Annotated in this window: 10 protein-coding genes; 7 read left to right on the top strand and 3 right to left on the bottom strand. The window is 72.6% G+C overall.

Annotated features, from left to right (window positions below; genetic code table 11):
* Nucleotides 1-1,222 precede the first annotated feature (1,222 nt).
* The 4 genes from ACFXMF_RS43850 to ACFXMF_RS43835 all read left to right on the top strand — a co-directional run bounded on the left by ACFXMF_RS43850 (nt 1,223) and on the right by ACFXMF_RS43835 (nt 3,998).
* Nucleotides 1,223-1,468: a hypothetical protein gene (locus ACFXMF_RS43850; protein ID WP_379992832.1), complete on the top strand. Its 246-nt coding sequence runs from the start codon at nt 1,223-1,225 to the stop codon at nt 1,466-1,468.
* Between the two features lie 7 nt (nt 1,469-1,475).
* On the top strand, nt 1,476-2,480 hold the full coding sequence (locus ACFXMF_RS43845) for a hypothetical protein (protein WP_379992833.1): 1,005 nt from the start codon (nt 1,476-1,478) through the stop codon (nt 2,478-2,480).
* A gap of 142 nt (nt 2,481-2,622) precedes the next feature.
* Nucleotides 2,623-3,228: an RNA polymerase sigma factor gene (locus tag ACFXMF_RS43840; RefSeq protein ID WP_379992091.1), complete on the top strand. Its 606-nt coding sequence runs from the start codon at nt 2,623-2,625 to the stop codon at nt 3,226-3,228.
* Nucleotides 3,225-3,998 carry a hypothetical protein gene (locus ACFXMF_RS43835; protein ID WP_379992090.1) on the top strand — a complete coding sequence of 258 codons (774 nt, stop codon included), beginning with the start codon at nt 3,225-3,227 and terminating at the stop codon, nt 3,996-3,998. The genes ACFXMF_RS43840 and ACFXMF_RS43835 overlap by 4 nt, the downstream gene beginning before the upstream one ends.
* A gap of 14 nt (nt 3,999-4,012) precedes the next feature.
* Here ACFXMF_RS43835 and ACFXMF_RS43830 read toward each other — a convergent pair whose 3' ends face one another.
* Genes ACFXMF_RS43830 through ACFXMF_RS43820 form a run of 3 tightly spaced genes read right to left on the bottom strand, consistent with a single transcriptional unit; the run spans nt 4,013 to nt 7,031 of the window.
* Nucleotides 4,013-4,696, bottom strand: a complete 684-nt coding sequence (locus ACFXMF_RS43830) for a response regulator transcription factor (RefSeq protein WP_360318732.1) — start codon at nt 4,694-4,696, stop codon at nt 4,013-4,015.
* Nucleotides 4,693-5,943 carry a sensor histidine kinase gene (locus ACFXMF_RS43825; RefSeq protein WP_379992089.1) on the bottom strand — a complete coding sequence of 417 codons (1,251 nt, stop codon included), beginning with the start codon at nt 5,941-5,943 and terminating at the stop codon, nt 4,693-4,695. Before ACFXMF_RS43825 ends, ACFXMF_RS43830 begins: the two co-directional genes overlap by 4 nt.
* Entirely contained in the window at nt 5,940-7,031 is a 1,092-nt protein-coding gene (locus ACFXMF_RS43820) for a hypothetical protein (RefSeq protein ID WP_379992088.1), read from the bottom strand. Before ACFXMF_RS43820 ends, ACFXMF_RS43825 begins: the two co-directional genes overlap by 4 nt.
* A 651-nt stretch (nt 7,032-7,682) precedes the next feature.
* Between ACFXMF_RS43820 and steA the strand changes: the two genes are divergently transcribed.
* From steA to ACFXMF_RS43805, 3 genes are read left to right on the top strand one after another with little or no spacing between them, the layout of a single operon-like run.
* Nucleotides 7,683-8,858, top strand: coding sequence for a putative cytokinetic ring protein SteA (steA, locus tag ACFXMF_RS43815; protein WP_360318726.1), 1,176 nt, complete (start codon nt 7,683-7,685; stop codon nt 8,856-8,858).
* A complete protein-coding gene (locus ACFXMF_RS43810; protein WP_360318724.1) occupies nt 8,855-9,991 on the top strand; it encodes a copper transporter in 1,137 nt (378 codons plus the stop codon). The genes steA and ACFXMF_RS43810 overlap by 4 nt, the downstream gene beginning before the upstream one ends.
* Entirely contained in the window at nt 9,988-10,923 is a 936-nt protein-coding gene (locus ACFXMF_RS43805; protein ID WP_360318722.1) for a hypothetical protein, read from the top strand. Before ACFXMF_RS43810 ends, ACFXMF_RS43805 begins: the two co-directional genes overlap by 4 nt.
* Nucleotides 10,924-11,551: the final 628 nt, after the last annotated feature.

Genomic DNA, 11,551 nt, shown 5'->3' with positions numbered 1-11,551 from the left:
TTACGGCGGTGGCTGTAGGTCGGCACGAACGGAAGGGCTGCCGGTGGCCCCCGCCGGGCCGGATCGAGACGCCGTTGTGGGTGAAGGTCGTGCGCGCCCCGATCGGAGGCACCTGCTCCCGGTGGGTGTTGCACCGGTGGACGTCAGCAGGGCGAAGGCGCGGGCGAGTTCGCCGACGCGCCGGCTGCGTGGCGGGGGGAGCGGGTCGTGGCCTCGCCGGCCCCCGGCCGTGATCACGGCCGGGAGTTCGTCCCGGGCGTCGACCGTGTGGGACCGGGAATTCGGCCACATTCCGCGCCGCCGAGCCCGGCCCCGCAGCACGGACGCGGCGTGCGCGGGCTCGGATCGGCGGGGGCCACCTGTTGTCGAATACGCGATCGTGGTTCGGCCCGATGGGGTGAACCAGCCGCGGAAGCCGGGTGCACGACCACGAGGTGGCCGTGCCCAGGGATGCCTTCGCTGCAACGAGAGACATCCGTTCCCCTGTTTGTGTCGAGTGGCAACGGCCGGGGTGGACCGCGTTCCAGGGTCCGCGCTCAAGGAGACGCGTGACCTCGGGAGTGGTGCGACATGCCTTTGGCCCCATGCCTTCCGGGCTACGGGAAATGGGCATGGAAGGAAGGCGACCGACGATGCTCCTTGCCCGCTGACCTGCACGCCGGGCAAAGGCGGTTTCGTCATCGTCCTTCGTTCGCGCGGCGGCCACGGACCGCCCGGATCAGGGTCAAGGCTCCGGCGCCACCTGCGGAAAGAGCGCCGGCCGGGATGCGCTTCGCGGGGACCGCGATGCGAGGCCGGGGACGGATCGCACATGAAGCGGGACCAGCACGGAGATCGCCATGCACATCATCGGATCGTCACCTCTCCCGCGGCGGAACGAGCATGCTCTCCCCCGAGGGACTCCTCCGGGAACGGTTACGCACTGAGGTTGCCTCGTGGGGGCTCGGGTTGCCAGACCTCGTAGGTGATAGATCGCGGACTACGCACGGAACACGCACCGGGGTCGTTCCTCGCTCGCGGCGTTGACCTCGGGCAATGGCGAAAAGTTGTTGCATTTCCAAGTGGGACACCGTGAAACACGCAGGGTAGGCGCGCCTTTACGCCGTGTGGTTAAGGGCTTGACGATGGTCCTGAGTACTCGGTTGTCGCCGTCCTGCAAGACGTGCGAAGCACCACCCCCGAGGGCTCGGTCGAGTGGCAACGAGTCGAGGGAGTACCTGCCTTGAAGAAGGATCCGTTGAAGAATCGGCGCACCCTGTGTGGGTGCCCGCCCATCCCGACGACCGGCCCGGCGCTGCCCGGGTCGGCCGTCATCGTCGTCGTCGTCATCCTTGTCATCGCCGCGGGCCTGACCGTCCGCGGGTACACGATGGAGAGCGTGACCACGATCCTCACCGTCGGCGGCGTGATCGGCGCCGAGATCATCCGTCGCCTGGTCGCGGTCTTCGTGCCGCGCCGGACCGTCTGATCCGGGCGTGGGGCGCCCCACCGGCGCCCTGGCGAAGCCCGACCCGGTAATGGTCCAGGCGCAGTGGCTCAAGTCACTGCGCCTGGCTGCGGGGTTGAGTCTTCGTCAGATGGCGCAGAAGACGACCGGTCAGGACTGGACGGTCACCCACACCAAGCTCTTTCGTGCCGAGCAGGGCATCAAGCCGCCCAAGTGGCAGACCGTGCGGGCCTACATCGAGGAGTGTGACGGCAACGCGTACAAGGCCCAACGGTTGTGGAACGCGGCGGCCGACGCGGTGGCCCGCACTGCGGCACGGGCCGAACCGGTCACGGCGGCGCGCACGGTGCTGCCTCCGGAACACATCTCGGAACCCCTGGAGTTGCTGCACGCCATGCGCGCGATGCGCAAGGCCCGCGGCTACCGCTCGTTGCGCGAACTGGAGGACGCCGCCCGGGTGGACGGCGTCAGCTTCCTGCCGCACAGCACCCTGGGCGCGGTTCTGTCCGGCAAACGCATGGTCTCGAAGCAGATGCTGCTCTGTCTCGTCGGCGTCTGCACCGGTGCCGGGCCGGACAGCACCGCCATGCATGCCTGGGCGCGAGCCTGGGACCGGGCGGACGCGCACCGCCGGGGACGGCGCGCCCGAACGGCCGTCGCAAGCATCCTCGACGAATTGGAGAGCAACAGGGCGGAACTGCTCCGGACGCGGGAGGAATTGGCCCGACGCACGGCTCCCGAGGCGGCGATCCCGGCCGGTACCGACGCCGAGGCCCACGTCCACGTCCACGCCGATGCCGATGCCGATGCCGATGCCGATGCCGACGCCGATGGTCATGCCGAGACCGACGTCACGATCACCGTCACCGTCACCGTCACCGATGGCGACAGCACGCCGCCCGGCTCCGCGCGACCGTCGAAGCCGGCGAGCGCCTGGCGCAGGTTCCGCGCCCTGGTGGGGACCACCCTGCCCGAGCCTCGGTCGTTACCCATGACGAACATCCTGATACCGAGGCCGGCCACCTCGCCGTAGGGGGCGTCATCTCGCGGCCCGACCCGTTCGGGGCGGGCCGCACCCGGTGCCGAGTCCCGCGCCGGGCGACCTGTAACGCTCTCGGCGGCGGCCGCCACAAGAGAGGTGACAGGCAACAACGGCGCGGCGCGAGGAGCCCACCTTGGATGGACCGGAAGTGCAAGCGGTCAGGGGGATCGCCGGGGACCCGGCGCTCCTGGAGGCGTTCTACCGCAGACATGTCGACGCGGTGGGTCGATTCGTGGCCCGCCGGGTGGACGACCCGCAGTCGGCCGCCGATCTGTCCGTCGAGGTGTTCATCGCCGCGATGGGTTCGGCGGGGGCCTATCGGGGCGGCCCGGGCGGCGAGTTGGCGTGGTTGTACGGGGTGGCCCGCAACGTGGTCGCGAGCGAGCGCCGTCGCTCGGCCCGCGAGGCCGACGCGTCGCGGCGGATGGCGGGCCGTCGGGTGCTGGACGAGGACGACATCCTGCGGCTGGAGGAGCGCCTCGACGCGGCGGCGGCCGCCCGGCACATCTACCGCGCGATCGAGCGGCTGTCCGAGGACGACCGCGCGGTGGTCGAACTGGTCAGCGTCGACGGCCTGACCCCCGTCGAGGCGGCGCGCGTGCTGGGCATCGGTCCGGTCGCGGCGCGGGTGCGACTGCACCGGGCCCGCCGAAGACTCGCGAAGGAACTGGGCTCGCCACCGGCCGAGCCACACCGAGAGACCCGGACGGCACACGTGCAGGCGGAGGCGAAGGCATGATCAATTTCGAGGAACGCGCGTTGGACGAACTCAAGGCGCTCGCCGCCGACACGGCCGCGGCCGGCGGACCGGCGACCGAGCCGCCACCCGCCACGGCGACTTCCCGCCGCGGCAGGCGTGCCCTGTACGGCCTGGCCGCGTCTGCGGTGCTCGCGAGCGGAATCGGCCTGGGCGCGCCGTTGTTCAGCGGCAGCTCCGCCGAGGCGCAACCTTTCGAGGTGGTCAAGCGTCCCGACGGCGGGATCCTGTTCAAGGTGGACGAGTTCCGCAATCCCAAGGGCCTCGAACAGCGCTTGCGAGACCTGGGATTGCCGGCGGTCGTCGACTACGTGCCCTACGGCAGGAAGTGCGCTCCCGGGCGGTTCGCTCCCCATGCGATCGCCGACGACGACCTGAACGCGATCTACCACTGGCTCCCGGAGCCGACGGATCGCAGGATGACGGACAAGGAGTTGGAGTTCTACAGCCAACTGTGGACCGAGGTGCGCCCGGAGCTGATGCCGGCGAACACGACCCTGGTGATCACCGTGACCATGACCCAGACCCTGGCCAAGGACGTCCCGGATCCTGGCTACCGCGACGGCCGCCGGGCATACGCCTCGGACAGCACCGGCAGCACCAGCACCTACCGACTCGCCGACGGCCCGGTGGCCGCCTGCACCCTGATCGACGACCCGACCGCCCGGGGCCCGGCCACCGACAACGGCCCCACCGTGCCGCCGCCCACACGGGCCTCGACGACCCCGGCGCGCCCGGCACCGATGCGGTAGGTAGCTTTCGCCGGCTACCGTGACCCGGTCCCGCCTGCCGTCGCGAAGCCGCTCTCGTAGGCGGCGATCACCGCCTGGGTTCGGTCGCGTACACCCAACTTGCCCAGCACCCGGGCCACATGCGTCTTGATCGTCTCCGAGCCCAGGCCGGTGCGGTCGGCTATCTCGGTGTTGGACAGGCCGAAGGTGATCAGGCGCAGCACCTCCCGCTCGCGGTCGGTGAGGCGGGCGAGGCGGGTTTGCAGCTCGGCGTTCGCGGTGCGGGCCGACGAGCGGCTGAGGGCCAGGTCGCGCACGGCGGAGGGGAAGAGCAGCGAGTCGCCGCGGGCGACGGTGCGGATCGCGTGCACCATTTCGTCCGCCCTGGCCCGCTTCAGGAGGAAGCCGTGGGCGCCGGCCCGCAGCGCGTCGTAGACGTATTCGTCGTTCTCGAAGGTGGTGACGACCAGCACCCTCGGCTGCGGGCTCGGGGCCTCGCGCAGGATTCGGGCGGTGGCCTCGATGCCGTTCAGGTCGGGCATGCGGACGTCCATCAGGATCAGGTCGGGACGTAGTTCGAGTGCGCCCGCGACCGCCGCCGTGCCGGTGGCGGCCTCGCCGACCACCTCCAGGTCGGGCTCGGCGGCGACGATGGCGTACAGGCCCGCGCGGACGAGGCTTTCGTCGTCGGCGATCAGGACGCGTACCGGGTCGTTCACGGTTGTCCCTCCAGGGGGATGCGGGCGGTCAGGTGCCAGCGGCCGTCGTGGCGGCCGGCGGCGAAGGTGCCGCGCAGTACGGCCATTCGCTCGGCGGCGCCGCGCAGGCCGCGTCCGCCGCCGGGGCGGGTGGTCCGGGACGCGCCGGCGGGATTGCTCAGGTCGATCGCCAATCGGCCGTCGACGACCGCGATGTGCAGCCGGATCGGGACCTCGCCCGCGTGCCGCAGGGCGTTGGCGAAGCCCTCCTGGACGATCCGGTACGCCTCGCGGGAGACCAGCCGGGGCAGGCCGTCCACCCCGCCCACCGGGCCGAGTTCGAGATCGAGGTCGACCTCGGCGCCGGCCGCGCGGGTGCGGGCGATCAGGTCGGTCAGGTTGGCCAGGGACGGTGCCGGGGTGGCGGCCGGGGCGGATTCCTCCCGCAGCAGGCCCAATACGTGGTCGAGTTCGGCCACCGCGTCGCGGGCGGTGTCCTCGATCGCGGCCAACGCCCGGGCGACGAAGGCCGGGTCGCGGTCGAGCAGGCGACCTGCGGCGGCGGCCTGGATGCCGACCGCGCTGAGCGCGTGGCCGACCGAGTCGTGCAGGTCGCGGGCGATCCCGGCCCGTTCGGCCAGGCGTTCGGCGCGTTGCTCGGCGAGGGCGAGGCGATCGGCGGGGGTCGGGCCGAGCAGGGTCGGGGCGAGCCGGGCCAGCCAGGCGCCGGCGGCGGCGGATACGGGCAGCGGGAGCAACAGCAGCGCCAGGCCGACGGGTATGCAGGCGATCGGGAGCGCATGGGCCGGTTCGGCCCACGGGAAGACGTCGGCGAGCGCGGGGGCGAGCGGCAGCACGAGCAACACCACACCGCCGGGTGGCGCGGCGAGTGAGACACCGGCGACCACACCGCCCACGAGCGCGTGCAACGTGAACCACGCGGAGGCCCGTCGCCGTGCCGCCGCACTTGTGGCCGGGGCACTGAGCACCTCGCCGTTCGGGGCGCACAACACCCGTGCGGCGTTCCCCTCCAGGGTGCGGACCAGGGGGACCAGCCCGGCCACCGCCACGAACGGCAGCGCCCAGGCCAGCGCGACGAACTGCGAGGTGATCGGCTCGGCCGGCGTGTCCCGAAGCAGTCCGGTGGCCGCGAGCACGGTGAGCGCGGCGAGATGGAAGGGCATCAACAGAGCGCCCCCCAGCACCAGATGCACCCACCGCAACCGAGCCCGCCGCCCGAGCAGTCGGCGTGCCGACCTCCTGATCATCCGGCCGACGACTCGACCACGGACCCACCCGGTCGCGCTCCGCGACCCGACGCCGTCCCAGCGACCGTGTGTTCGGCCGGCCGGCCCTGGATGATCGGCTCGCGCTGCGCGGTCCGGTCGGTTCGGTCGGGGTGTGCCGTCGGGTTCGCGACGAAGGAGTGGGCGCATTCGGTCAGGAAGAACCAGCCGATGGTCAGGGCCAGTACGCCGGTGATCATTTCGGCAGTGTAGACAAGGTGGAGCAATCCGGAGGTCCGCTCCGCCAACGTGCTGTCGGGGGCGGCGCCGGCACTGATCAGGCCCATCCAGCCGCCCCATCCGAACGCGCTGCCGGCCCCGAACCAGGCCATCGCCAACGGGCCTCGGACCCGCGCGCCACCGACCCGGTACACCAGCACGATCAGGCCCACCGCGCCGATCAGGGCGAGGCCGCCCTGCACGCCGTCCATCCAGCGCCCGGTCGCGTTCCGGTCGGCGATCCACCGCCCGCTCATCCCGAGCTCCGAGCCCAGTGCCCAGGTCATCCGCAATACCCCCGCGACGCCGAGCAGCACGGCGGCGGCGGTACCGAGGAAACGTTGCGCGTCGCGGGTGCCGGCCGGATCCGGCAGGGCTCGAACGCGGGTCCGCAACAACGCACCCCAGCGTTCGCGGACGTACAGCCCGAAGGCGCCGATCAACACCGCGCCCTCCACGATGAAGCCGCCGTAGACGATCGCGTACACCCAGGGCCGGAGAAAATCGTCGCCCGCGAACGGATTGCCGGCGTCTCCGACCGCCGCGCCCAGCAGACTGAGCGGCACGGCCGGCATGATCACCACGAGCAGACCCGAGGCCACCCACAGCGGCAGGGTGATCAGCCAGGCCCGGATCCGGGTCTCGCGGGGACGGGTGAGCGTGTACGCGATCGCCGCGGCGATGGCGTCCATCCCGAACGTGAGCGCGTTCGCCGCCGCCCACTGTGCGCGATTCAGCTCGTCGGGATGTACGACACCCACGTCGATCCCGACGACCCAGAGCAGCTTCAACACCAAATACGGCGAACACGCGAGCACCGCCGCCCACGCGAGCCGGCGCCGCAGCAGCACGCTCCGAGGGTGGGTGCGGGTCGGGTGTGGGACAGGAGGAGTCGTGGGGTCCGTGGTCTGCATGTGGACCAGCTTTTCGGCGGTGCGGGGGTGGGCGCATCGGCGTGCGTATCGATCTCGATCCCCCGGATGGGGGACGGGGCGGGGCTGCGCGGGTGGGTTGCGGTTGCGTCCTCGATGGCTGGGCTGTGTGCCCACCCGCTCCATTCGTCGCGTCGGGTGCGGAGGGTTGGGGTTGCAGAGGCCGCGAGGTGGACCGGTCCGGCCCCCGCAACCCGCCGTCGGGTGCAGCACGGCGCGCTCCGTCACCCCTCATCCCGTTGCGTCCCGGCCCGTGGCTCCCGTCGTCGTGAGTCGGCTTCGTCGTCCGGGGTGGTTCGTGTAACAGGCGTGCTCCGGTTTCGCCCCGGGGCGGGCCGTGACGCAGGCCACGTTGCTCGGGGTGTCGGTGCGACCTCGGCCCGGTCGCCGCCTCGCGGGTGGTGCGAATTGGGCCGGCTTTCGGCGGGTCGGCGCCGGTGACCGGGTCGGCGAGAAGCGGTCGACGAGCTTGCGGGGGGAGCGGCGGAGCCGCCGAACCGGCCCGGAGAGCCGTCTCACAGGAATGGCCGGAGGCCGCTGGAAAATACCGCGCATGGCAGGATTGCGCCGGTGAGGATTCCCGCGCTGCGTCGTCGACGGCATACCGAGGTCACCGGTTCGTTTGCCCGGGTCGATCGGCGTACCAAGGACCTCACCAAGCGGCTTCGGCCCGGAGACGTGGCCATCATCAACCACGGCGACCTCGACCGGGTCGCCGCCGAGGCGCTGGTCAAGTGCCGGCCGGCCGCCGTGGTCAACGCCGCCGAGAGCATCAGCGGGCGCTACCCCAACATCGGGCCGCAGCTCCTCGTGGAGGCCGGGGTACCGCTCCTGGACAACGTCGGCGGGAGCGTGCTCGACCGGGTCCGCGAGGGCGAGCTGGTCCGGGTCGAGGACAACGTCCTGTATCGCGGCGACGACCCGATCGCCGTCGGCACCCTGCTCGACGCGGAATCGGTCGCGGCGGCGATGGAGGAGGCCCGGGCCGGGCTGTCCGAGCAGATCGAGGCGTTCGCCGAGAACACCCTCAAGTACATCCGCGAGGAGCGCGAACTGCTCCTCGACGGCGTCGGCGTCCCGGAGATCCGGACCCGGATCGACGGCCGCCAGGTGCTCATCGTGGTTCGCGGCTACCACTACCGCGAGGACATCGCCGCGCTGCGGCCGTACATCCGCGAGTACCGCCCGGTGATGATCGGCGTGGACGGCGGCGCCGACGCGCTGCTCCAGGCCGGCTACAAGCCCGACATGATCGTCGGCGACATGGACTCGGTGTCCGACCAGGCGCTGCGCTGCGGCGCGGAGATCATCGTGCACGCGTACCGCGACGGACGCGCCCCCGGGATGGAACGCCTCGACGAACTCGGGGTGGACGGGATCGCCTTCCCCGCCACCGGGACCAGCGAGGACATCGCGATGTTGCTCGCCGACGACGGCGGCGCGAGTCTGATCGTCGCGGTCGGTACCCACCTCACGCTCGTCGAGTTCCTGGACAAGGGCCGGGCCGGCATGGCGAGCACCTTCCTCACGCGACTGCGGGTCGGCGGCAAGCTCGTGGACGCCAAGGGCGTCAGCCGTCTGTACCGCAGCCGCATCTCCACGACGTCGCTGCTCATGTTGTGCCTCGCCGCGTTGGTCACCATCGCGGTCACCGTGCGGGTCACCCCGCTCGGGCGCGCGTACTTCCACGTGTTCGGCGCACAGTGGGACGCCTTCGTCTACTGGCTCCAGGGACTGTTCAGTTGATCGACTTCAGATATCACGTCGTCTCCATCATCGCGGTCTTCCTGGCCCTGTCGGTCGGGCTCGTACTCGGCGCGTCCTTCCTCAAGGAGGCGGCCGTCACCGGGCTCGACACGCAGGTCCAGGACCTGGCCCGGAACAACGAAGGGCTGCGTCGCGAACTCGATCGGGCGAACGCCGGTACGCGGTACCTGAACGGCATCATGAACACCGTCGGGCCCGAGCTGGTCAAGGGCAAGCTCGCCGGCCACAAGGCGGTCGTGGTCGCGCTGCCCGGCGCGGACACCAAGCTGACCGACAGCATGGTCAAGCTGCTCGACAGCGCCTCCGCGACGGTCACCGGCCAGGTGGGCATCAAGGGCGCCTGGACCGACCCCAAGCGCGAGGCCGAACTGGTCACCGCGCTGGGCACCAACGCCACCGCCTTCCCGACCGGGTCGGCGACCGACCGGGCGGCGCGGGTGCTCGCGGGCGCGATCACCGAGACGCTGCCGCCGGTGCAGAGCGGTACGCCCGGCGGTACCTCGACCCAGCCACCCGCGAGCGGTACGCCCGGCACGACCGCGTCGGGCGCGCCGCCGACCGGCACCGGCGGCACGTCCGCGCCGCCGAGCGGCCAGACGTCGGGCCAGCCCCCGGCGTCGGGCGCCCCGGGCCAGAACACCAACCCGAACAACGGCAGCACCACCCCCGCGACGCACAACACGCAGGCCGCGACCGAGACGTTGACCAAGCTCAAGGAGGCCGGCTTCGTCGACGTCAAGGACAACCCGGCCACCGGCGCCGACCTGGTCGTGATCGTCGCGCCGTCCGGGGCCACCGGTGGGGACGACCCGGGCCGGATCAACAACATCCATCTTTCGCTCGCGCGCGCCTTGGACACCGGCGACGACGGTACGGTCATGGCCGGTACCGCGTCCGCCGCGCAGGAGAACGGCGTGATCTGGGCGCTGCGCCGTAACGATCAAACCGCCAAGGCCGTTTCCACCGTGGACACCGCCGACACGCCTGTGGGTCAGGTCGCGGTGGTGTGGTCGCTGGTGGTCGAGGACAAGCAGGGCAGTTCGGGTCAATACGGTACGACGGGCACCACCGACGGTCCGTTGCCGGAGCTGCCGAAGAAGGAGACGTCGTGACGAAGGCCGCTGCCCCCGCTCGTGTCACGGATCGGGTCGAGGGCCCGGTCGCGGTTCGCCGAGGCCGGCCGGGCCGCCTGGCGACCGCGTTGGCCGCGACCGGCGCGGCCCGCGCCGCGTACGCCGCGCTGACCCGCCGCCCGCCGGGCGAGGCCGCGTTGTGGGAGCGGCGCAATCACCGCGGCGAGGTGCTGACCCTGCTCGAAGGTCCCGCGACGGCGGTCGGCGCGGCCGTGGCCGCCGCGTGCGCGCCGGGCGTGCCGGGCCGGTGGCGTGCGGCCGGCGTGTTGGCGGCGGTTGCCGGGGCCGGGTTCGGGACGTACGACGACATGGCCGGGTCGAGCGATCGACGCGGGTTCAAGGGCCACCTCGGCGCGCTCGCCAAGGGCGAACTCACCAGCGGCGGCGTCAAGATCGTCGGACTCGGCGCGGCGGGCCTCGCGGCCGGCGCGCTCGTGCAGCGACGGCCGGTGGACAAGCTGCTCGCGGGCGTGGTGGTCGCCGGTACGGCCAACCTGATCAACCTGTTCGACCTGCGGCCGGGCCGCGCGGCCAAGGCGGTCCTGATCGCGGGCGCGCCGCGGCTGCTCCGGGGCGGGCCGGCGGCGGCCCTCGCGGCGGCGCCGGTGGGCGCGGCGGCGGCGTTGTTGCCGGAGGACCTGGGCGAGAAGTCGATGCTCGGCGACGCGGGCGCGAACGCGCTCGGCGCGGCCCTGGGCGTGGCCTTCGCGGCCGGCTCCGGGCGCAAGGGGCTGGTGGCCAAGGTGCTCGTGCTCGGCGCGCTCACCGCCGCCAGCGAGAAGGTCAGCTTCACCAAGGTCATCGCCGGCAACCGGCCGCTGAACGCGATCGACATGTTCGGCCGCCGCCCGGCCGCCACGCCCTCGGTGCCCCGGCAGCCGACCGCCGAGGGAGCCGTCGCCCCGGCATGACCGGCAACGATCGATGGCCCGCAGGCACACGCCGGTCCGGGTCGGCGACCGGCGGGCGGATCGTCGGCGCACCACCCCGACAGACCACCTCCCCCCACCCGACGTCTGTGCTCGACCGATGACCGCCACCCAAGGCGGCCCCCACCGGCCGAACACCAACAAGCCCACGCCCGCACCCGAGCCCACCACCGACGGCCAAGCCACCGCCACACCCGGGCCCGGCGGCGTCCCCGCCGCCGAGCGCCCCGAGCCGGCCACGGACGGGTCCGTCGCAGCCGACAGGGAACGCGCCGGCGTGTCTCCCGAGCCTGGGACCGGCGCCTCGGCCGCTGCCGGCCCGGCGCTCCCGGCGCCCGCCGGCGCCGCCGCGTCCCCCGAGCCGGTCGCCGACGCGTCCGACGCCGCCGGCAGGGGATCCGACGACGTGCCCCCCGAGCCCGAGCCCGCCGAGGCCCCCACCCACGCCGCGCTTCCCGCGCCCAGCACACCTGCGTCCGCCGCGCCCGCCCCCGGGTCCGCCGAGCCTGCGTCCTCCGCGCCCCAGTCTGCCGGGCCTGCGTCCGCCGCGCCCGCGTCCCCCGCACCTGCGTCTGCTGCGCCCGCCCCCGGGTCCGCCGCGCCCGCGTCC

Source organism: Embleya sp. NPDC059213, from assembly GCF_042754445.1.
Taxonomy (GTDB): Bacteria; Actinomycetota; Actinomycetes; order Streptomycetales; family Streptomycetaceae; genus Embleya.
Note: the sequence above shows the minus strand (reverse complement) of the source record. Positions and strands in the feature narration are given on the sequence as shown.